This is a genomic window from Bradyrhizobium sp. LjRoot220 (assembly GCF_964252915.1).
Lineage (GTDB): Bacteria > Pseudomonadota > Alphaproteobacteria > Rhizobiales > Xanthobacteraceae > Bradyrhizobium.
In genome coordinates this window covers 247,096-267,964 of the sequence record NZ_CAXUPS020000007.1, presented here as the reverse complement: position 1 = coordinate 267,964, position 20,869 = coordinate 247,096, and the positions used below count along the sequence as shown (strand labels likewise).

Genomic DNA, 20,869 nt, shown 5'->3' with positions numbered 1-20,869 from the left:
GCGGTCATGCGTAGCTCGTCGCCATCCTGGCCCGCGCGATGCAGCGCAGCGCCGCCTTCGCCACCGCGTCCGCGGTGATGCCGAATTCGCGGTAGAGCGTTTCGGCCGGTGCGGAGGCGCCAAAGCCGGTCATGCCGACGAACTCGCCGTCATCGCCGAGCCAGCGCGCCCAGTCACCCTCGACCGCGGCTTCGACGCCGATGCGCGGCACGCGTCCGAGCACCGCGGTCCGGTATTCGCGCGATTGCTGGCGAAACAGGTCGAAGCACGGCGCCGAAACCACGGCGGCGCGGACACTCACGCTCGCCAGCAGTTCGGCCGCCCGCATGGCGATCGATACTTCCGAGCCGGTGGCGATCAGGGTGACGTCGCGGCCTTCTTCGGGATCGACCACGAGGTAGGCGCCGAACGCGACCAGATTCTGCGCACCGGCTTCGCGGAACGTCGGCATCGCCTGCCGCGACAGGCACAGCACCGACGGGTTGCTCTGGGCCCGCAACGCGCAATCCCAGGCCTCTGCGGTCTCAACGGCATCGCCGGGGCGAAACACCAGCAGATTGGGAATCGCCCGCAGCGATGCCAGATGCTCGACCGGCTGGTGCGTGGGGCCATCCTCGCCCAACCCGATCGAATCGTGCGTCATCACATGGATGACGCGGATGGCCATCAACGCCGCCAGCCTGATCGCCGGGCGGCTGTAGTCGGCGAAGCTGAGAAAGGTGCCGCCATAGGGAATGAAGCCGCCATGCAGCGCGATGCCGTTCATCGCCGCCGCCATCGCATGCTCGCGGACGCCGTAGTGAATGTAGCTGCCATCAAGGCTATCGGCCTGCACCGGCCGATGCGTCTTGGCGTGCGTCAGGTTGGAATGAGTCAAATCGGCGGAGCCGCCGAGCAAGTTCGGCAACGCCTCGGCAATGGCGTTAATCACCAGCTGCGAGGCCTGCCGGGTCGCGATCTCAGGCCGCTCGGCGGCGAAGCGATCGCGCAGGCCCGCCATCGCGTCAACGTAGCCGCTCGGCAGATTGCGATTGAGGGCATCGTGAAACGGCGAACGCGCCGCGGCACTGACGCGCTTGGTCCGCTCGATCCAGCTGCGGCGGGCGGCGTGCCCGCGGCTGCCTGCCTTGCGCCATTGCGCCAGAATGCTCTCCGGAATCTGGAACGGCTGGTGCGGCCAGTTCAGCGCATCGCGGGTCTTTGCGACCTCATCGGCGCCAAGGGGCGCGCCATGGGCTTTTTCGCTGCCCTGGCGGTTCGGCGCCCCAAAACCGATCAGCGTGCGGCAGGCGATCAGCGACGGCCGGTCGCTGGTGCGGGCCCGTTCGATGGCGGCTGCGATGGCTTCGGGGTCGTGGCCGTCGATCCGGCAGGCCGACCATCCGGAGGCCTTGAACCGCGCGACCTGGTCATCCGAGCACGACAGCGAGGTTGCGCCGTCGATCGAGATCTCGTTGTCGTCGAACAGCACAATCAGGCGATTGAGCCTGAGATGGCCGGCCAGCGAGATCGCCTCATGGCTGAGGCCTTCCATCAGGCAGCCATCGCCAGCGATCACATAGGTGAAGTGATCGACGCAATCGTCGCCGAAGCGCGCGTTCATCAGCCGCTCGGCGAGCGCCATGCCGACCGCCGTGGCGATGCCCTGCCCGAGCGGACCGGTGGTGGTCTCGACGCCGGGCGTGTGGCCATATTCGGGATGCCCCGGCGTTTTCGATCCCCACTGCCGGAACGCCTTGAGTTCGTCCGATGTCACGGCCTCGTAGCCCGTCAGGTGCAACAGCGCATACAACAGCATCGAGCCGTGACCGGCGGACAGCACAAAGCGATCGCGATCGGGCCACGCCGGATCGGCGGGGTCGAATTTGAGGAATTGCGAAAACAGGACGGTGGCGACGTCGGCCATACCCATCGGCATGCCCGGATGACCGGACTTCGCTTGTTCGACCGCATCGATCACCAGAAAGCGGATCGCATTGGCCATTTCGGCGTGCGAAACATCGGGACAGACGGCAATACGGGACAGGGCGGGAGCGTTCATGTCGTGCGCCTCTTGCGTTCCATCAGTTGCAGGATCAGCGGGGTGAGAATGAGCTGCATCGCCAGATCAAGCTTCGCGCCGTGGATCACGATCGAATTGGCGCGCGACATGAAGCTGTGCGGAATCATCGACAGCAGGTACGGAAAATCGATGCCGCGCGGATTCTTCAGGCGGATCACCACCATCGATTCATCCGGCGTTGGAATCCACCGCGCGATGAACGGGTTTGAGGTATCGACGGTCGGCACGCGCTGGAAGTTGATGTCGGTCTCGGCGAATTGCGGACAGATGTAGTTCACGTAATCGGGCATCCGCCGCAGGATGGTGTCGGTCACCGCCTCCGCGGTATAGCCGCGGTCGCTGCGGTCACGGTGCAGCTTCTGGATCCATTCCAGGTTGATCACGGGCACGACGCCGATCTTCAGGTCGGCATGCTGCGCGACGTTGACCTTGTCGGTCACGACGGCGCCGTGCAGTCCTTCGTAGAACAGCAGGTCGGAATTGTCAGGCAGCCGGCGCCAGTCGGTGAACGTACCCGGTTCGGCGCCGTACAGCTTCGCTTCTTCGTCGTCGTGGACGTAATGACGCGTCGTTCCGGTGCCGGATTCGCCGTAGTCGCGGAACACCCGTTCCAGTTCCGTAAACAGGTTGGTCTCCGGGCTGAAATGGCTGAAATGCTTGTTGCCGCGCTCGGCTTCCTCCAGCATTTTCGTGCGCATCTCGAAACGATTGTAGCGGTGGAAGGCGTCGCCTTCGATATAGGCCGCAACCACTTTCTCGCGGCGGAATATCTGCTCGAATGTCTTCTTCACCGACGTCGTGCCGGCGCCGGATGAGCCCGTGATCGATATGATGGGATGCGCGCGTGACATGTCGATCGCTCCGTCAGAGGAACAGGCCACGCCGCGCAAACAGCGGTGCGTCGCTATTGTCGAACATCGGTTCGATCCTGTCGTGGATCGCCGTCACGTCGCGGACGCGATGCACGGATCCCATGATCAGCGGCACCCGCTGATGCGGCGTCTTCGCAGCCAGTTCGAGGATCCGCCGCCGCCCGGTCGATGCTGCGCCACCCGCCCATTCCATGATCAGCGCCATCGGATGGGCCTCATACAACAGACGGAGCCGCCCTTCCCGATAGCTCGGCCGGGCATCGGCCGGATAAAGGAAGACGCCGCCGCGCACCAGGATGCGAAGCGCCTCCGCCACCAGCGATCCGATCCAGCGCATGTTGAAATCCGCCTCGCCGACGCCGCTGGTGCCGGACAGGCACTCGTCGATATAGCTGCGCACCGGCCCGTGCCAGTGGCGGCGATTGGATGCGTTGATGGCGAACTCCGGCATGTTGCGCGCGATCTGCACGGCCTGCCGGGTCAGCACGAACTCCTGCGCGTGGCGATCGAGCATGAAGATATCGACGCGCGCGTTGAGCGCGAGGACGAGCGTGGTCTGCGGACCGTAGACGATGAAGCCCGCGGCACACTGCGCCGTGCCGGGTTCGAAGAAAGTCGACAGCAGGTCGTTGCCCCTGGGGCGGATCGAAAAGATGGTGCCGACCGAGATATTGTTCTCGAGGTTGGCCGATCCATCGAGCGGATCGATCGCAACGCAGAATGGCGCCGACGGACGCAGGGTTTCCGGCAGCGCCGCCTCCTCGGAAAGAACCGCCGCCACCGGGGTGCCGCGCAAGGCGCGCCGGATCATCTCATCGGCGGCGACGTCGATATCTTTTTGCTGATCGCCGTCGGGGTTGATGCCACCGTTCTGTCCGGTGATGCCGGCGAACGGTCCATCCGCGATCAGCCCGGCAAGTTCGATGCCCGCGAAAGCGATGGCCGTGATCACGTCGCCAAGCGCAGCGCCATGCAGCGGCATCTGCAACGCGGACCGATCGAGATGTGAACGCAGCGTCACGCGCTCGTCCATGGCCGTCTCCCCTGTGCCCTCTTTCGGGGGCTCTCAAGCGTCTCGCCGGTTTGGCAATCCGCAACCGAAGGGAAACGCAATTTGCCGAATTAGTAAAATTTTGTTATCTTAGGTCTAGCAAAAGTTTTCCTTATAAAGGTGGCGGCGATGGCAGGCCGGTTATTGCGGGAAGTGACGATCCGCCAGCTGCGGGCGCTGGCCGCGGTTCAGAAGCATCGATCAGTGACGTCAGCGGCCAAACAGCTCCATCTCACCCAACCCGCGGTCACACTGCAGCTTCGGAATTTGCAGGCACTCGCCGGGCTGCCGCTGATTCAGCGCACCGGCGACGGCATGCTGCTGACCGATGCCGGGCGCGAAGTGCTCGCGCTGGCCGACCGGATCGAGGCGGCGATCGCGGATTGCGAAACCACGATGGAGATGATGGCTGGGAAGACCGCCGGCCGGATCTCGATCGGCGCCGTCAGCACCGCGAAATATTTCGTGCCGTTCATGATATCCGGATTTTCAAAACAGCATCCGGACGTCGAGGTCACGCTCTCGATCGGAAACCGGCAGGAGATCGGCACGGCGCTGCGCGGCTACGATCTCGACTTTGCGATCATGGGCCGCCCGCCGGCCGACATCGACATGAACGTTCACCTGATCGGCGATCACCCCCATGTCATCATCGCGCCGACCGGACATCGCCTGGGGCGAAAATCCCGCATCGCGCCCAGCGAACTGGCCGGCGAAACCTTTCTGACGCGCGAGCCCGGGTCCGGAACGCGCGGCCTGATGGAGCAGCTGTTCGAAACCGCCGGCATTCGTCCCAAAATCGGCCTTGCCATGAGCAGCAACGAGACCATCAAGCAGGCCGTGATTGCAGGCCTCGGCATTGCATTCATTTCCGCGCACACGGTCGCCACCGAACTCGACGAACGGCGATTGATTACCCTCGACGTCGACGGCCTTCCCGTGGTCCGGCAGTGGTTCGCGCTCGCCCGGAAGGACAAGGTCCTGCTGCCGCCGGCGCAGGCGATGCTCGATTTCCTCAGCACCAGGGGCAAGCAATTTTTGCCGCGCACCTATGGCCGCCTGCGTCTCACCCGCTCATCAATCCGCAAAAAAAGCGGCTGACATGCTTCGCGACTTCCGATCTCGCCGTTCGCTTCAGAAGGTCGCCTTCAGGCCGGCGTAAAAGGCGCGCGGCCGCGCCGGGCTGAGCGAACGCGCGTCGGTAAAGGGCGCGCCGCCATTGGCGAAATTGGGCACGTCGGCCGTATCGAAGAACGTCCCGTACACCGCATAGCGGTTATCGAAGATATTTTCCGCGCGGGCGTAGACCTGGATCGTCTTGTTGATCTGATAGGAAGTGTGCAGGTTGAACACTGCATACCCCGGCAGTCGTTGTGCCTGATTGGATTCGTCGCCGACAAAATACTGGCTGCCGACGAACAGCGCATCGCCTCCGACCTTGAAGGCGTCGGTGACCGAATAATCGATGCCGAACTTGACGCGGTTGCGGGGGATCGCCGGAATTCGATTGCCCGGCAGGATCTGGACATTGCCATTTTCATCGGCGAACGGGCTGTTGGAGCCGACCTGCAGCGCGTCGAGGAACCGTGCATCCACCAGCGCATAGCTGGCATATAGCTGCAGCGTCTTCGACGTCAGATTGACCTGGGCCTCGATGCCCTGGCGGCGTGTCCGGCCCACGTTCTGGAAATAGCCAAATCCCTGCAGCTCCGGGCTCGGAATCGCGAGGATGTCATCGGCATTGGTGGCGCGGAACGCGCCGACCTTCCAGCCGAGCGTTCCGATATTCAGCTCCGTCGTTCCGCGAAAGCCTGCCTCGATGGTGCGGGACACGACTTGTTTCAGCGGCGGGTCGGCGATCAGGAACGCGGCGATCAGGCAGGGGCGCAAAGGGTCGGCGCATGCGAGCTCGAGCGGGGTCGGCGCGCGATTGGCCTCGGAATACCCGGCATAGGCCGTCAAACCGGGCGTGATCTTGTAAGTGCCGCCGATCATCGGATTGAAGCGGGCAAACGTATGCTCGCCGTTGAGCGCCGTGCCGATCTGATCCTCCAGCTTGATGCTTGCATAGTTGAAGCGGCCGCCGCCCGTGATCGAAAACGCATCGGTCACATCGAAGGTGTCTTGCGCATAGAGCCCGGTGTAGCGGTTGGTGGCGCGAAGCGAAACCGGGCCGATCGAGACCGGCTCGCCGGATGGTCCGAGATAGATCCCGCTGCCGCTGACGACGTAGTTTGAACCGATCGTGCCGAGTTCCGCGCTGGCCCCGAAGCGGGTGACGCCGGAGTCGAAACTGGCGCCGACCATGAACTGATTGTTGTGGCCGAACAACTGGTCGGTATTGGTTGCCTGCAGGGTTGCGCCCGTCGTCGTCGACCGGGTTGTGGTCCGGTCGATCTGTCCCAGCACCGCGTTGGCGGGGAAGGGATTTGCCAGCTGGACGCCGTTGAGGCCATTCGCCGGCACGTCATCGTCGTTAAAGCAAAGCAGGCCGGGATCGGCGCCACACGGCTCCGTCTCCGTCGGATTACCATCCACCGTCTTTTGCCGGAACGCGCGGACCCGCGCCGAGCCTTCGATCGTCCAGGTCGGCGTGGCCTCGACCTTTCCGGTCAGATTGGCATAGGCAACCTGGTTCGCTGTCGTCTGCGGCGTGGTGTAGGTCGCGCCCCAGTAATTCTGCAGGAGTTCAACCGGCACCGTCGCCGCCGCGCCAAAATTGTTCTTGGCGAGGCCTACGTTGAGGTGAAATTCGCTGCTGTCGGTCCGGTATCCGACATCGCCGTAGAACCGGCGAATGGCCGACTCCGAAAAATTGCGAAAGCCGTTGTCGCGCACGCCTTCCAGCGCGCCATAGACGGAAAAATTGTCGATCTGCTTGCCATATTGCGCCGAACTCTGAATGCGTCCGAACGAGCCGCCCATCGTGTTGATTTCGGCGCCACGATAGTTGAAGCCATCCTTCATCTGGACGTTGACGGCACCGCCCAGCGCATTGAGACCGAACGCGGGATTGTTGGTCACGACGGTGACCGACCTGATCGCGGCTGTCGGGATCAAATCCCAGTTGACGGTGTCGCCGAACGCTTCGTTGATGCGTACGCCGTTCTGGTAAACCGCCAGTCCCTGAGGCGTACCGGCGACTGGAGACGCGACGAAGCCTCGGAATTGGATGTCCGGCATAAACGGATTTCCGGTCGTATCGCTAATGATGATACCCGGCACCTGTTGCTGCAAGGCGTCCGCGATGTTGAGCGAGCCGGTGCGCGCAATCTGTCCGGCCCCCACGGCGTTGACGCTTGCCGCCACCTTGTCGACATCCATTCCCGAACCGGCCGTCGGCGTCGGCGCGGTCGGATAGACAAAAACCCTGCGGACGTTCCTGGTAGCCCGAGGCGCGTTCCTGCGGGCCGGTCTGGCGCTCGTCGCCGGGGCGGTTACCTCGATCGCGGGCAGGACCTCGGTCGTACCGGGCGCATCCTGGGCTTGGGCACATTCGCTCGCGGGAACCAGACACAGTGATATTGTCCCGATCAACAGGAATCGAGCGCTCATTTTTACTTCGTCCCATCCCATTCCGGCCGCATTGGTGTCTGCCGGTACGCCGCGGGCGATCTTAGGGCGTCAAAAAAACTTGCGCACCATTCAAAACGTCCCGAACCGGGTCGGGAAAAATTCCCGAATTAGCGACCGACGTCGCTGGGAACCAAGGCCTCGACCGTTACGCCGCTGTCCCCGGAGGCAATCGTGAGCGAGCCGCCCAGCGCCAAAATGCGCTCGCGCATTCCCGTTAGCCCGAAACCAAGCTTGTGATCGGGTCCCAATCCGCTGCCGTTGTCGCGAACCCGCACCAGCGCGCCGCCGCGGCCGGTACGCGCAAGCCCCAAAGGCAGTTCGGCCGGTTCAACGCTTACGTTGATGCAGGTGGCGCCCGCGTGACGAAACACATTGGTCAGCGCTTCCTGGATGGTGCGGTAGATCGTCAAATCAGCTGTCTCGCCGGTGTCGCCCAGCGAAGGCGAGATCGCGGCCTCGATAACGATTTCGGGGTGAGACTCTCCCCAGAGGCGCAGCAATGCGCCGAGCGCCTCGCGAAGGCCGAGTTCCGTCAGCCCCACGGGCCGCAGTTTTTCGAGGACCCGCCGATTGGATTGCTGCAAGGCATTCAGCTGTTCCAATATGGCACTGCCATGCCTTCGCGTGGCCTCCACGTTCGCATCTCCCGCATCCGCAATCCGCGTCAGCGCGCTCGCGTGTACCCGCAAAGCAAACAGATAGGGTCCAAACTCGTCGTGCAGTTCGCGGGCAATTTCCTTGCGCTCGACATCCTGCAGCGAAACGACGCGCTCGGCCAGCCGCCTCTTGTCGTCGACCGCACCGCCCAAGGTAGCCGCGAGGTGATTCAGCTTGTCGCAAATGGCAACGAGTTCCGGCGGCCCGTCCGGCTTCACGCGCGTGTCGTAGCCGCCGGCTTCGATCCTCATCATCGCTTCCGAAAGCGTCCGGATCGGCGCCAGCGCCCGGCCGACGACCCTGCTCGTAATGAGGAATAGAACGATGGCAATCGCTGCACCGATCAGGAGCTGGGTGATGATCCCGTCCCAGATTTCGGCCATCTCGTCGTTCGGATGCGAGGTGATCAGCAGCGCATCCGGCTTTCCCTTGATCGAAATCGGCACGGTCACGGTGGTTTGTTCGGGGTGAACCAGCCTGACAAACCATGCCGGCGGCGAGCGTGTGTCCGCATTATCGTCCGGCTTGTCGGCAATTCCCGATCTTTCGATTGCTTGACTCTGTCGCGTGATGCTGACGTGGCGCAGCCTGTTGAGATCGTGAACAATCTGGTTCAACCGCGCTTCGGGATCCGGCGCCTCGTTCAATCCTGCAACGATCGTGTCGATGAACTCGCGCGCCAGCCGTATGACGCTTTGATCTTCGGCCTGCACACGGGGGCCGGCCTCGAGCACCAGCCGCGCAACATTGATGGCCAGACCGAGCGTGAGGACGAGCGCGAGCAGCAGGTTGATCCGGGCGCGCAAGGAAAGTCTTTGCCACATATCATTTGTCCAGGAGTGAAATCGTCATAGTCTGAGAGCGAAGTCGTCTTCGATTTCTCATCGCGGGGAACGTTGACAGATAAAACAGGCGTCTATCTAATCGGAACGTATAGCAACATCGCCCGGGTTGCATGACCATCGACGGCAGGTATCGCCTTCGAAGTCTGCGCCGGTGCTTCACCTGATGCGGTGCAACAACGGGATTGATGCGGCTATTCGGGACCAATGCCAATGCGCGTTCTGATCGTTGATGACCATCGCATCGTTGCTTCGGGCTGCCGTGCCTTGTTCGCGGATGAGCCGGAGATCGATATCGTGGAAGCCTCGGACGCGGAGAGCGGCGAACGCGTGTTCGGCGAACGGCATCCCGATATCTGCGTGCTCGACATCAACCTGCCGACGGTGTCCGGTTTTGAACTGGCACGGCGCCTGCTCGGGCGCGATGCGGCGGCGCGTATCATCATGTTCAGCATGAACGATGACCCGGTATTCGCCGCGCGCGCCATCGAAATCGGCGCCAAGGGTTTTGTCTCCAAGACCGGCGATCCCCAGGACCTTGTCGAGGCCATCCGCGAGGTCGCAAAAGGCGGGGTCTATTTGCCGCCGGCGATCGCGCAACGCATTGCCTTTGCCGGCCCCTCGTTCGCCCGGAGCCCGCTTTCAAAACTGACGGCGCGCGAGATGGAGATATTGCGCCTGCTGAGTACCGGAAAATGCCTGTCCGAAATCGCGTGGCTGGTCCATTCCTCCTACAAGACCGTCGCCAACACATCCTCGATCATGCGCCACAAACTCGGCGTGCGCACATCCGCCGAACTGGTGCGGTTGGCGATCGAGAATGGCGTGGCCTGAGATCGCGCCGCGCGACGCTGCAAAGGTGAGTTCATGACGATTCAAACGGTTTCGCTCAACAAATCGCATGGCGGCGTGCAGGGCGTTTACAAGCACGCCAGCGCCGAGACCGGGACCGACATGACATTTTCGGTCTACGTCCCTCCGCATCGGGATGGCGCCAAGCTGCCGGTGGTCTGGTATCTGTCGGGATTGACCTGCACCCACGCCAATGTCACGGAAAAAGGCGAATTCCGCGGTGCCTGCGCTGAACTCGGCCTGGTCTTCGTCGCACCGGATACCAGCCCGCGCGGCGACAAAGTGCCCGGCGATCCCGCCGGCGCGTACGATTTCGGGCTCGGCGCCGGCTTTTACGTCGACGCCACACAAGAGCCGTTCGCGCGTAACTACCGCATGTGGAGTTATGTCACGGAAGAACTGCCGAAACTGGTCGCCGCGCATTTCCCGGTCGATGCCGGCCGGCAATCCATCCTCGGTCATTCCATGGGCGGCCACGGTGCACTGACGGTCGCCCTGCGCCATCCCGACCGATACCGCGCCGCCAGCGCCTTTGCGCCAATCGTCGCGCCCTCGCAGGTGCCGTGGGGCATCAAGGCGCTGGGAGGCTATCTCGGCGACAACAAGCAGGCATGGCGCAGACATGATGCCGTTGCGTTGATCGAGGACGGTGCCAAATTCTCCGATCTACTGGTGGATTATGGCGACGCCGATTCGTTTCTGGCTGAGCAGCTTCGCCCGGAATTACTCAAAAGCGCCTGCGAGAAGGCGAACATTCCCCTCACCCTGCGCCGCCAGGACGGTTACGACCACAGCTATTTCTTCATCTCAAGCTTCATGAGCGATCACCTGCGCTGGCACGCTCCGCGCCTGAAGGCTTGAATTGGTCCGCAGTTCGTTATGGCTGGGGCTTGCCATAATTGGGCGCCAGCAACCGGTTGCGCACGAGATAGCTGGTTGCCCGCGTCCAGGATTCATCGGTGTTGCCGCGAAAATCGGCGTTCATTGCGGTAATGAGCTGTCCAGTGTGAACGTCGCGCACGAAGATGGTCAGGTTGAGAATCAAGGTCGAAATCTTCTTCATGACACCCGTGATGACGAGATCGGCGCCGATGCGCTGCGCATACTGGACGTCGCAACCGCCGCAGGCCTGCAGATTGCTGCCCTCGGCCGCAGCCTTCACCGGCGAAATATCGAGCAACTGGAATTTATTGGATTCGGTCAACTGCCGACGCACCTGATCGCTGATCTGAATCAGTCGATCGCGCTCGTCGGCTTGTGGCCCCCTCATCTCGCCCTCGAGGCTGGTATCCAGCAACTCGAAATCGAAAATGGCAAGCTTCGGCGGATCGGCACGCGCCGGCACCGACACCAGCAGCATCAGCGCGGCAAAGCCAAAGTACGGTCTCATGATCGTGATCCCTGACGCCGGCGATTGAGCAACGACAAAATGCGGACTTGCAAGCTAGAACAATTCAGTCAAGTTTCAAGTCAAGTGTGCTTGCCAGACAAGCATCCCTCCATCGTCGGCAAGTCGAGGAGGAAAATCAGGGAGCGCCCATGATCCGATGGTTGGCCGGCGTAATCGGACTGAGCCTCGTGGCCTGCCGCGCGCTTGCGGCCGACCCGGTCGAGATCCGCGTCGGCTATCTCGGCCTCGCCGGCATCAAATCGAAATTATCCCTTGTCGAGCAACCCTCGGAAAACGACGGCATTGCCGGTGCGCGTCTTGCGATCGAGGACAACAACACCACCGGAAAATTCCTCAATCAGCGCTTCTTCCTCGAGGAAATCCGGCTGAAGGACGGCGAGGATGTCGCCAAGGCAGCGATGGCCCTGGCCGACCGCAATGGCTTCATCATCACCGATCTGCCTGCCGACGCGCTGTTAAAGGCGGCCGATGCATTGCGCGATCGCAAAACCGTACTGGTGAACGCCGGCGCGATCGACGACCGCCTGCGCGAACAGGATTGCCGCGCCAATGTGATCCATGTTGCGCCGACCCGATCGATGCTCGCCGACGCGCTGGCCCAGTATCTGGTGTGGAAGCAGTGGAAGCGCTGGCTGCTGGTGGTCGGCTCGCATGAAGCCGACAAGCTTTACGCCGACGCGCTGCGGCGTGCCGCGACCCGCTTTGGCGCCAAGATCGTTCAGGAAAGGGTGTTCGAGGATACCGGCGGCGCGCGGCGCACCGACAGCGGCGTCACGCTGATCCAGCGCCAAATGCCGGTGTTTACCCAAGCTGCGCCGGCCTATGACGTCCTTGTCGCCGCGGACGAAAGCGAGGTGTTCGCATCCTATCTGCCCTACCGAACCTGGGACCCGCGGCCGATCGCAGGCTCAGCGGGCCTCGTGCCGACGAGCTGGGATGCGGCGCACGACCAGTGGGGCGCGATCCAGATCCAAAACCGCTTCATCAAACTGAATTCGCGGCGCATGACGGCGCGGGACATGCAGGCATGGACCGCGGCGCGCATGATCGGCGAAGCCACATCGCGCATCAACTCCGGCGACCCGAAATCGGTGTTTGATTTTCTCAAGAAGCCGGATTTCTCGGTTGCGGCGTTCAAGGGACAACGGCTGACGCTGCGGGACTGGAACCTGCAGCTGCGCCAGCCGATCCTGCTGGTCGACGGCCGCATGGTCGTGTCGGTTTCACCGCAGGAGGCATTCTTGCATCAGCACTCCGAACTCGACACACTCGGCGTCGACCGGCCCGAAACCAAATGCAAATTCAATTAGAAATTTTGGAGGAATGGCGGATGTGGCGCTGGTGCCTGCTTTCGGGAATCGCCGTGTGGCTCACGGCCGTTACGCCTGCTGCGGCTTTCATCGCCTATGTCTCGAATGAGAAAAGCAACACGGTATCGGTGATCGATACCGACAAATGGACGGTCACCCATACCATCAAGGTCGGTCAGCGCCCGCGCGGTATCGAATTCACCAGGAACGGCAAGTTCGTGCTGGTCGCGGTCGGCGACGACGACAAGATCGAAGTGATCGATACCGCGACCCATCAGGTGGTCGACAGCCTGCCCTCCGGTCCCGATCCGGAGCTGTTCACCCAGGATGCCGCCGGCAAGCTGCTCTATGTCGCCAACGAGAACGACAACACGGTCACCATCATCGACCTCGAAAAGCGCGTCCGCCTCGGTGACATCCAGGTCGGCGTCGAGCCTGAGGGCATGGCCCTCAGCCCGGACGGCAAGATCCTGATCAATACCTCCGAGACCACCAACATGGCGCATTTCATCGACACCGCCACGCGCCAGATCGTCGCCAACGTATTGGTCGATGCGCGGCCACGCTTTGCCGAGTTCAAACGCGACAACTCCGAAGTGTGGGTCTCGTCCGAGATCGGCGGTACCGTCTCCATCATCGACCCAGCCAAGCGCACCATTACCGGCAAGATCGAGTTCAGTGTTCCCGGCCTGCGGCGCGAGGCGATCCAGCCGGTCGGCATCGGTATCACCAAAGACGGTAAGACCGGTTTCGTTGCGCTCGGCCCTGCCAACCGCGTTGCCGTCGTCGATGCCGCCACCCACAAGGTCACGAAGTATCTTCTGGTCGGCCAGCGCGTCTGGCACATGGCCTTCACCCCGGATGAAAAATATCTGCTGGTGACCAACGGCGTCTCCAACGACGTCTCGGTCATCGACGTGTCGGCGCAAAAGGTGATCAAGACAATCCAGGTCGGCGAGCTGCCCTGGGGGATTACGTTCGCTGAGCCATGACAGCCATCGACGCACACACCGCCGGACCCATACCGCCGGACTCCCGCCCCCGGGGCGATCCTGCGGCTAGCCCCGCCTTGTCGATCGAAGGCGTCAGCCATTCCTACGGGCCAAGGCGCGCTTTGGTCGACGTCAGCTTCGCGGTTGCACCGGCCAGCTTCACGGCGTTGCTTGGCCTCAATGGTGCCGGCAAGAGCACGTTGTTCGCGCTGATTACGCGGCTGTTCGGCATTCAGGTTGGACGTATCGGCATTTTCGGCCACGATATCAGCCAGACGCCAGGCGAGGCGCTACGGCTGCTCGGCGTCGTATTCCAGTCACGGACGCTCGATCTCGATCTCTCGGTGACGCAAAACCTGCTCTATCACGCCGCGCTGCACGGCATCGCCAAGCGCGAGGCACGGCTGCGCAGCGACGAAGTGCTGACGCGCATCGCCCTTGCCGACCGGGCCGGCAGCAAGGTTCGCGACCTCTCGGGCGGCCAGATGCGACGGCTGGAAATCGCGCGCGCCCTGCTGCATCGCCCGCGCCTGTTGCTGCTTGACGAGGCCACTGTCGGGCTCGACGTCAAGGCCCGTGCCGACATCCTCGGCCACGTCCGGCAGCTCGTTATCGAGCAGGACATCGGCGTGCTATGGGCCACCCATCTGTTCGACGAGGTCGTGCCCGGTGACGACCTCGTTGTCCTGCATCAGGGCCGGGTTCTTGCGCATGGTCCGGCCCAGAATATCATCGCCGATGCCGGAGCCCGTGACATCAATTCCGCATTCATGCGCTTGACTGGGGCTGCGGCGGATTCCGGGAGCCCGGCGTCATGAGTTCCACGACCGTCGATCAGGATCGGAGCGGCTTCTCGCTCGCGCAATACATCACCTGCCTGAACGGCATTGTGTGGCGCGAAGCCCTGCGCTTCGTACACCAGCGCGAACGCTTTGTTTCAGCGCTGGTCAGGCCGCTGGTGTGGTTGTTCATCTTCGCCGCCGGCTTCCGTCAGGTCCTCGGCATCTCCATCATCCCGCCATACGAGACCTACATTCTCTATGAGGTCTATATCGCGCCGGGATTGATGGCGATGATCCAGCTCTTCAACGGCATGCAGTCGTCGCTTTCGATGGTCTACGATCGCGAGATGGGCAACATGCGGACCCTGCTGGTGAGCCCGCTGCCGCGCTGGTATCTGTTGTTCTGCAAGCTCGTTGCGGGCACTGCGGTCTCGCTGCTCCAGGTCTACGCCTTCCTGTTGATCGCGTGGTTCTGGGACATCGCGCCGCCGCCGATCGGCTATCTCACGGTGCTGCCGGCGCTGATCGTTTCGGGCTTGATGCTCGGCGCGCTCGGCATGCTGATTTCCTCCGGCATCAAGCAGCTCGAGAACTTTGCCGGGGTGATGAATTTCGTCATCTTCCCGATGTTCTTTGCTTCATCGGCGCTCTATCCGCTGTGGCGGGTGCAGGAGGGCAGCCCGCTGCTCTATTATGTCTGCCAGTTCAATCCATTTACCCATGCCGTCGAACTGATACGCTTTGCGCTGTATGGACAGACGAACTGGATTTCGCTTGCCGTCGTGTTTTGCTGCACGGCGGCTTTCATGATCGGCGCGATATACGCCTATGATCCATCGCGCGGCATGGTCCGCCGCGGGCCCGCCGGAGCCGAAGCATGAGATGGCAGATCGCGATCGGGACGCTCTTCTTCGTCGCGGCATCGACCGACGTCTGCCTTGCCGCCGATCCGCGCTATCCGGACTGGCCGTGCACCCAGGCCAAGGTGCCCGACATTTCGCTCGCCGCGGTGTGGGCCGGTCCGCCGCTCGACGATATCAAGGACAAATGGAAGGACGATGCCAAGGTAAGCACGCTGGTGGCGAAGCTGGCCGCAAGGCGGACTTCCCTTGACGACGCGCAGAAGCTGATCGCGGAATTTCTGGCAAGCCCGCCGACCGACAAGGCCACGACAGGCAAGCTGCTGTTCGCCGGCCTGTTCGACAGCCTCAACGCGCAGCGTGTGTCGGTCATGAACGGATTGGAACGGATTACCCGCAAGCAGCGCGAGGCCGCCGACAAGATCCGGTCCGACGTGTCGGCGCTGCACGCCCTGCAGGGCGCGTCGCCGCCCGATCAGGCCAAGATCGATGAACTCAGCAATCACATGGTCTGGCAAACCCGGATTTTTGAGGACCGGCAGCGTGTGGTCAAGTTCGTCTGTGAGGTGCCCACCGTGATCGACCAGCGGCTGTTCGCGCTCGGCCGCATGATCCAGCAGGAAATTGAGTAGCGATTACAGGCTCTTGCTATCTTTGCATGGGGTTGTTTTCGCATTTTTGTGCCCAGGCCCCTCATTTGCCCCCGTTCTCTTCCGTTCTGGGCTCAGGCGTCGCTTCAGCGACCGGCAGGTTGGCGCGCTCCCAGCCCTCGCTTCCCTCGGGGTACCAGACCACATTGCGATAACCGTAGGACAGCACTCGCTTCGCCGCGTTCCAGGACATCCAGCAATTTTCCTGGCAGTAGATCACGAGCAGCGCGGCCTTGTTGCCGCCGGAAGCCCGCTCAAGCCCACGCCGCAGATAGGCTTCGGTTGCCTCCGCCAGTTTGCCGTAACCAGTGTCCGGCAACCAGACGCTGCCGGGAATGTTGAGCCGCGGTGTGTCGCGCCAGACCGTGCCGGCGGGAAGATTTGGCGGCTTCGGCGCCCGCGGCAGCACGTCGATGAAAACACCCGAACCTGCGCGCCAGATCGTTTCGGCCTCCGCGGTCGTGACGACGCGCACACCGGCGAGTGTTGCAGGAACAGCCGCGCGATAATTGTCGGTGCGATATCCGTCAGGCTCCGGCACGTTCTGCTGCGCGTGGGCATTGGCGGCGAGGGCAAGGGCCGCAGCCACCACGCACGCAAGCCTTCGCATCAGGGCGACTTCTTCGCCGTCTCCGCGCCGATCGGCCGGTCATTCTCGTCGAGCAAGGGAACGCCGAAGTCGAGCAATATCCTGTTGATGGCCGGCTGGTTCTCCTGGATCAGGCGGTTCAGGTGCCGCTTCCAGTTCTGGTCGGCCGGACGGACGGCCATGCCGATGCGATAGGCGAGCCGCGGTCCCGTGGTTTCCTTGACAAGCGGCGTGACATGAAGCGGCGGGGTGGCCTTTTTGGCGTAGAAGCCGGCGAGCGGTCCCCACAGAATGGCGGCGTCGATCTTTCCCGACGTCAGATCGTTGATCATGACTTCTGCCGACGAATCGATCCGCGTATCGACCATCAGCGGATAGGACTTGGCTTCCGCCATCAAACCATTGGCGGTCATATTGGTGGCCGGCGGCGTGCCGGCGACAATGCCGATATGCTTGCCTTTCAGGCGCGCATCCCCCAGCGCCGCGACCTCGTCAAGGCCGCCGCCTTGCCTGACCACCAGCGCGTAAGCGGTCCGGTAGTAGGGATTGGTGCCCTGCACCAGGTCGTCGCCTTGCGGATAGCCCATGATGACGTCGCAACGATGGGCGGCGAGCGTCATCCGGACAAAACCGGCCGCTTGCGGGTAGTACGCATAGTCCAGCTTTTTCTGCAGCTTTTCCGCAAACAGCTCGCCGAGCTTGTTCTCGAATCCCTCGCCCTTGTCGTTTGAGAACGGCAAATTGCGCGGGTCGGCGCACACTCTCAGTACCTTGGGATCGACGAGCTCGATCGAAAGGTCGCTGGTATCATTGGTCTGCGCGTTGGCGATATCCCTACCGGCGAATATTGCGGCGACCGCGAGAAGCGAGACCAGCAGGCGGCAGCGTCGTCTCTTATCTGTCATCGTGCGTTTCCCTCTTGATCGGTCTTCGCCCGCTGGCCATCAATTGCTCAGCGTGTCCTGGCATGCAACAGGAATATCCCCGTGCTGGATTCGCTTTGCATGCTGCGCCGCAAACCAGCTTGACGGAATACCCAAGCCATCGAAATCGCTCCTTGGCGAGACTGAGGCAGAAAAATGGCTCATCGCGTTTCAGTCTTTGCCCTGCTAGCGGTGTTCGTCACGTCCACCCTATCGCAAGCCCAGCAGCAAGAATTGCCTGTGAGCGAAGTCGCTCCCGGAATATTCGTGCACCATGGCCGGACCGCGCTGATGTCGGGCGAGAACGACGGGGCGATTGCGAATGTCGGATTCATCATTGGCGAGCGCGCGGTTGCAGTGATCGATACCGGCGGCAGCGTTCGCGAGGGTCAGCGGCTGAAGGCGGCAATCCTTGCGCGAACCGACAAGCCGATCCGGTACGTCATCTACACGCACGGCCATCCTGACCACGTCTTTGGCGGCGCCGCGTTCGTGAGCGATGGAACCGAGTTCGTCGGTCATCGGAACCTGCCGCGGGCATTGGCGGCGCGCGGACCGTTCTATCTCGATGCATTTCGCCGGATCATGGGTGCGCCGGCAATGGATGGAGTGCGCATGATACCGCCCACGTTGCTTGTCGATGGCACGGTCAAGCTCGATCTCGGCTCGCGAATCCTGACCTTGAGGTCATGGCCCACTGCGCACAGCGACAACGACCTCACCGCATTCGACGAGCAAACCAAAACCCTGTTCGCGGGCGATCTCGTGTTCCTCACCCACATTCCGGTGCTCGACGGCAGTGTTCGCGGATGGCTGGGGGTAATTGACGAACTCAGCACTCTTCCCGCGCAACGCGTGATTCCCGGTCACGGACCTGTGAGCGAATGGCCGGGGGCCCTCACCGACCAACGCCGTTACCTCGAAACGCTGGCGTCGGATGTTCGCAAGCTTGTTGCCCGCGGCGAACCGATCACGGTTGCCGCCGATACCGCCGCGGCCTCCGAAAGGTCGCGATGGCAATTGTTCGACGACTATAACGCGCGCAATGCAACAACCGCCTTCTCGGAAATTGAATGGGAATAGCCCGCCCGATGCCCTATAGTGACGGCGCTACGTTTCATCGCAATGAGGGCTGCCGCCATGCCCGGACGCCGTTTCCGCCTGCTCTGCATCGCCAGCCTCCTGAGCGTCATGCTCGGCGGAGGCGTCGCGCCTGCTGCACCCGAAGCGCATGACCCGTGGCCCGGCTTGGTCCAGGATATCTTCAACAATCGCCCGATGAACGATGGCGCCGACGTGATCGGCATCGAGATGCCGTACCGTGCCGAGGATGCGGCGATCGTTCCGGTCACCCTGCGCACCAAGCTCCCGCCGGGCGACAGCCGCCGCGTGCTGAGGATCACGCTGGTGATCGACCAGAATCCGGCGCCGATGGCGGCGAAGTTCGAACTGGGCCCGGACGCCAATGTCACGGAAATCTCGACGCGCGTGCGGGTCAACAACTATACCGATGTTCATGCCGTGGCCGAATTGAGCGACGGCAAGCTCTATATGGCGAAGACTTACGTGAAGGCCTCCGGCGGCTGCTCTGCGCCGGCCGCCAAGAACGCCGACGAGGCCAAGAGCAGACTCGGCCAGATGCGATACCGGCAGTTCGCGCGGGCTGGCCAAGGACTCGGCCAAGTTCCCGCCAGCGGCGCTCGCGAGGCGCAGATCATGATCGGTCACCCCAGCCATTCCGGCCTCCAGATGGATCAGGTCACCCAGCTCTACATCCCGGCCTTCTTCGTCAACCAGTTACGGCTGTGGCAGGACGATAGCCTGGTGCTGACGATGGAAGGCGGAATCTCGATTTCGGAAGACCCCAACATCCGTTTTACCTACGTTTCGAACGGCGCAACGCGTTTCCGGGCCGAAGCCAGGGATACCGAAGGCCACGTATTCCAGAAGGAATGGAAGGTCGAGGACTCCGGCATCTGACGCGACGCGGCGAGCCAGGGTCGGTAATGCCCTGCCCTAGAAGCACCGCACTTCAGCTTCAGCCTGCGCGCGCCTGAGGTCATTGAGCGCGCCCGCTGCCTGCTCGGAGGTGCGGAACTGCCCCCCCAGATTGCCTCGGACCTGCGACAGGCTCAGGACGGTTTCGGCCGAGACATAGCGCTCATAGGGGATGATCGATGCGATGACATCGATCGAGCAGGAGCATTGTTCGATCGCCTGCCGTGTCTCGCCATTCGCCTTGAGACAACCAAAGACGTATTCGGCGCGCGCCGACGTCGGATAGTCGTTGACCTCGTCGGCCCGCGCCATCGCTGCCATCGTCATCAGCGCTGTCAACGCGGCGACAATACGTCGTACCGATCCGACACTTGTCATGCCCTTCCTCCCGCTACGAAGCGTGGAAGCTATGCTATGACAGTCCTGCTGAAAAGACGCTCGCGAAAACGGCTCGAGATACCATGACAATTTGCATTCGCATGCTGCTGGCCGCCGTCATCATGGCGTTTGCACAAGCCGGCCTGTGCTACGGCGCGGAAACTGTGCGGGTTGCGGTGCAAAAAACCGGAACATTCGCCTGGGAACTTGCCGTGATCCGCGCCCATGGTCTCGACAAACAGGCCAATCTCTCGGTCGAGGTTGTCGAACTCGCAAGCCCCGAGGCGGGCAAGATCGCGCTTCGCGCCGGCAACGCCGACATCATCGTCTCCGACTGGTTGTGGGTGTCGCGTGAACGCACGCTTGGCGCCAAGCTGACATTCTACCCCTATTCGAGCGCGCTCGGCGCCGTCATGGTGCCGGCCTCGTCGCCGATCCAGACATTGACCGATTTGAAGGGCCGCAAGCTCGCCGTTGCGGGCGGTCCGATCGACAAGAACTGGCTGCTGTTGCAGGCGTGGCTGAAACAAGCCGGCATCGACCTGAAGTCGGACGCGACCATCGCTTACGGCGCGCCGCCGCTGCTCGCGGCAAAGACGCTCAGCGGGGAAATGGATGCCAACTTGAACTACTGGAATTTCTGCGCCGTGCTGGAAGCGAAAGGCTTCCGCCGCGTCGCCGGCATTGAGGATCTGCTGCCGAAACTTGGCGCCAAAGGCCGCACCGCGATGATCGGCTACGTCTTCGACGAAGCATGGGCGAACGCAAACCAGGACAAAGTAGCGCGCTTTATCGCCATGACCCGGATGGCGAAAGAGATCCTGTCGACCTCGGATGCAGCGTGGGAGAAAATTGCGCCGCTGACCGGTGCCCCCGATGCCGCAACGCTCCGCGCCTACCGCGATCGTTATCGGGAGGGAATTCCACGTCGCCCGATCGCCGACGAGGAAGCCGACGCGCGCGTCCTCTACCGCGTGCTGGCTGATATTGGTGGCCGTGAAATTGTCGGGGCGGCGCGAGAACTCGAATCCGGCACCTTCTATCACGCGATCCCGGGAGACTGA

The 20,869-nt window shown here is 62.5% G+C and carries 20 protein-coding genes; 11 read left to right on the top strand and 9 right to left on the bottom strand.

Going from position 1 to position 20,869, the window contains the following annotated elements; translation table 11 throughout:
* Nucleotides 1–4: 4 nt before the first annotated feature.
* The 3 genes from tkt to ACSQ84_RS26965 are packed head-to-tail and all read right to left on the bottom strand — an operon-like array spanning nucleotide 5 to nucleotide 3,967.
* Nucleotides 5–2,041, bottom strand: a complete 2,037-nt coding sequence (gene tkt / locus ACSQ84_RS26975; RefSeq protein ID WP_436214749.1) for a transketolase — start codon at nucleotides 2,039–2,041, stop codon at nucleotides 5–7.
* Nucleotides 2,038–2,913 (bottom strand): phosphoribulokinase, encoded by an 876-nt coding sequence (locus ACSQ84_RS26970; protein WP_436214748.1) that lies wholly within the window; start codon nucleotides 2,911–2,913, stop codon nucleotides 2,038–2,040. Before ACSQ84_RS26970 ends, tkt begins: the two co-directional genes overlap by 4 nt.
* A gap of 13 nt (nucleotides 2,914–2,926) precedes the next feature.
* The gene (locus tag ACSQ84_RS26965; RefSeq protein WP_436214747.1) at nucleotides 2,927–3,967 is read right to left on the bottom strand and encodes a class 1 fructose-bisphosphatase; all 1,041 of its coding nucleotides are present in this window, start codon (nucleotides 3,965–3,967) and stop codon (nucleotides 2,927–2,929) included.
* A gap of 147 nt (nucleotides 3,968–4,114) precedes the next feature.
* Here ACSQ84_RS26965 and ACSQ84_RS26960 point away from each other — a divergent pair, with 147 nt between their 5' ends.
* Nucleotides 4,115–5,086 (top strand): LysR family transcriptional regulator, encoded by a 972-nt coding sequence (locus tag ACSQ84_RS26960; RefSeq protein WP_436214746.1) that lies wholly within the window; start codon nucleotides 4,115–4,117, stop codon nucleotides 5,084–5,086.
* Between the two features lie 33 nt (nucleotides 5,087–5,119).
* On the opposite strand, the gene ACSQ84_RS26955 is transcribed toward ACSQ84_RS26960, so the two are convergent.
* The gene (locus ACSQ84_RS26955) at nucleotides 5,120–7,540 is read right to left on the bottom strand and encodes a TonB-dependent receptor (RefSeq protein WP_436214745.1); all 2,421 of its coding nucleotides are present in this window, start codon (nucleotides 7,538–7,540) and stop codon (nucleotides 5,120–5,122) included.
* A gap of 128 nt (nucleotides 7,541–7,668) precedes the next feature.
* Nucleotides 7,669–9,042 carry a histidine kinase gene (locus ACSQ84_RS26950; protein WP_436214744.1) on the bottom strand — a complete coding sequence of 458 codons (1,374 nt, stop codon included), beginning with the start codon at nucleotides 9,040–9,042 and terminating at the stop codon, nucleotides 7,669–7,671.
* A 231-nt stretch (nucleotides 9,043–9,273) separates the two neighbouring features.
* Here ACSQ84_RS26950 and ACSQ84_RS26945 point away from each other — a divergent pair, with 231 nt between their 5' ends.
* Nucleotides 9,274–9,894: a response regulator gene (locus tag ACSQ84_RS26945; protein WP_436214743.1), complete on the top strand. Its 621-nt coding sequence runs from the start codon at nucleotides 9,274–9,276 to the stop codon at nucleotides 9,892–9,894.
* Between the two features lie 33 nt (nucleotides 9,895–9,927).
* Nucleotides 9,928–10,773 carry an S-formylglutathione hydrolase gene (gene fghA, locus ACSQ84_RS26940; protein WP_436214742.1) on the top strand — a complete coding sequence of 282 codons (846 nt, stop codon included), beginning with the start codon at nucleotides 9,928–9,930 and terminating at the stop codon, nucleotides 10,771–10,773.
* Between the two features lie 16 nt (nucleotides 10,774–10,789).
* On the opposite strand, the gene ACSQ84_RS26935 is transcribed toward fghA, so the two are convergent.
* Nucleotides 10,790–11,302 (bottom strand): DUF3280 domain-containing protein, encoded by a 513-nt coding sequence (locus ACSQ84_RS26935; RefSeq protein WP_436214741.1) that lies wholly within the window; start codon nucleotides 11,300–11,302, stop codon nucleotides 10,790–10,792.
* A 149-nt stretch (nucleotides 11,303–11,451) separates the two neighbouring features.
* Here ACSQ84_RS26935 and ACSQ84_RS26930 point away from each other — a divergent pair, with 149 nt between their 5' ends.
* From ACSQ84_RS26930 to ACSQ84_RS26910, 5 genes are read left to right on the top strand one after another with little or no spacing between them, the layout of a single operon-like run.
* Complete coding sequence (locus tag ACSQ84_RS26930; protein WP_436214740.1) at nucleotides 11,452–12,633, top strand: ABC transporter substrate-binding protein; 1,182 nt, start codon at nucleotides 11,452–11,454, stop codon at nucleotides 12,631–12,633.
* Nucleotides 12,618–13,625, top strand: coding sequence for a YVTN family beta-propeller repeat protein (locus ACSQ84_RS26925; RefSeq protein ID WP_436214739.1), 1,008 nt, complete (start codon nucleotides 12,618–12,620; stop codon nucleotides 13,623–13,625). The genes ACSQ84_RS26930 and ACSQ84_RS26925 overlap by 16 nt, the downstream gene beginning before the upstream one ends.
* Nucleotides 13,622–14,443 carry an ABC transporter ATP-binding protein gene (locus tag ACSQ84_RS26920; protein WP_436214738.1) on the top strand — a complete coding sequence of 274 codons (822 nt, stop codon included), beginning with the start codon at nucleotides 13,622–13,624 and terminating at the stop codon, nucleotides 14,441–14,443. The genes ACSQ84_RS26925 and ACSQ84_RS26920 overlap by 4 nt, the downstream gene beginning before the upstream one ends.
* The gene (locus ACSQ84_RS26915) at nucleotides 14,440–15,288 is read left to right on the top strand and encodes an ABC transporter permease (protein ID WP_436214737.1); all 849 of its coding nucleotides are present in this window, start codon (nucleotides 14,440–14,442) and stop codon (nucleotides 15,286–15,288) included. Before ACSQ84_RS26920 ends, ACSQ84_RS26915 begins: the two co-directional genes overlap by 4 nt.
* The gene (locus ACSQ84_RS26910; protein ID WP_436214736.1) at nucleotides 15,285–15,899 is read left to right on the top strand and encodes a hypothetical protein; all 615 of its coding nucleotides are present in this window, start codon (nucleotides 15,285–15,287) and stop codon (nucleotides 15,897–15,899) included. Before ACSQ84_RS26915 ends, ACSQ84_RS26910 begins: the two co-directional genes overlap by 4 nt.
* Before the next feature lie 61 nt (nucleotides 15,900–15,960).
* Here the strand turns inward: ACSQ84_RS26910 and ACSQ84_RS26905 are convergent, their stop codons facing one another.
* Nucleotides 15,961–16,527: a PQQ-dependent catabolism-associated CXXCW motif protein gene (locus tag ACSQ84_RS26905; RefSeq protein ID WP_436214735.1), complete on the bottom strand. Its 567-nt coding sequence runs from the start codon at nucleotides 16,525–16,527 to the stop codon at nucleotides 15,961–15,963.
* Nucleotides 16,527–17,411 carry a substrate-binding domain-containing protein gene (locus tag ACSQ84_RS26900; protein WP_436214734.1) on the bottom strand — a complete coding sequence of 295 codons (885 nt, stop codon included), beginning with the start codon at nucleotides 17,409–17,411 and terminating at the stop codon, nucleotides 16,527–16,529. The genes ACSQ84_RS26905 and ACSQ84_RS26900 overlap by 1 nt, the downstream gene beginning before the upstream one ends.
* Nucleotides 17,412–17,585: 174 nt before the next feature.
* Here ACSQ84_RS26900 and ACSQ84_RS26895 point away from each other — a divergent pair, with 174 nt between their 5' ends.
* A complete protein-coding gene (locus ACSQ84_RS26895) occupies nucleotides 17,586–18,512 on the top strand; it encodes a quinoprotein relay system zinc metallohydrolase 2 (protein WP_436214733.1) in 927 nt (308 codons plus the stop codon).
* A gap of 57 nt (nucleotides 18,513–18,569) precedes the next feature.
* On the top strand, nucleotides 18,570–19,409 hold the full coding sequence (locus ACSQ84_RS26890; RefSeq protein WP_436214732.1) for a quinoprotein dehydrogenase-associated SoxYZ-like carrier: 840 nt from the start codon (nucleotides 18,570–18,572) through the stop codon (nucleotides 19,407–19,409).
* 36 nt (nucleotides 19,410–19,445) lie between these two features.
* On the opposite strand, the gene ACSQ84_RS26885 is transcribed toward ACSQ84_RS26890, so the two are convergent.
* Nucleotides 19,446–19,805 (bottom strand): hypothetical protein, encoded by a 360-nt coding sequence (locus ACSQ84_RS26885; protein WP_436214731.1) that lies wholly within the window; start codon nucleotides 19,803–19,805, stop codon nucleotides 19,446–19,448.
* 101 nt (nucleotides 19,806–19,906) lie between these two features.
* On the opposite strand from ACSQ84_RS26885, the gene ACSQ84_RS26880 reads away from it, so the two are divergent.
* Entirely contained in the window at nucleotides 19,907–20,869 is a 963-nt protein-coding gene (locus tag ACSQ84_RS26880) for an ABC transporter substrate-binding protein (protein WP_436214877.1), read from the top strand.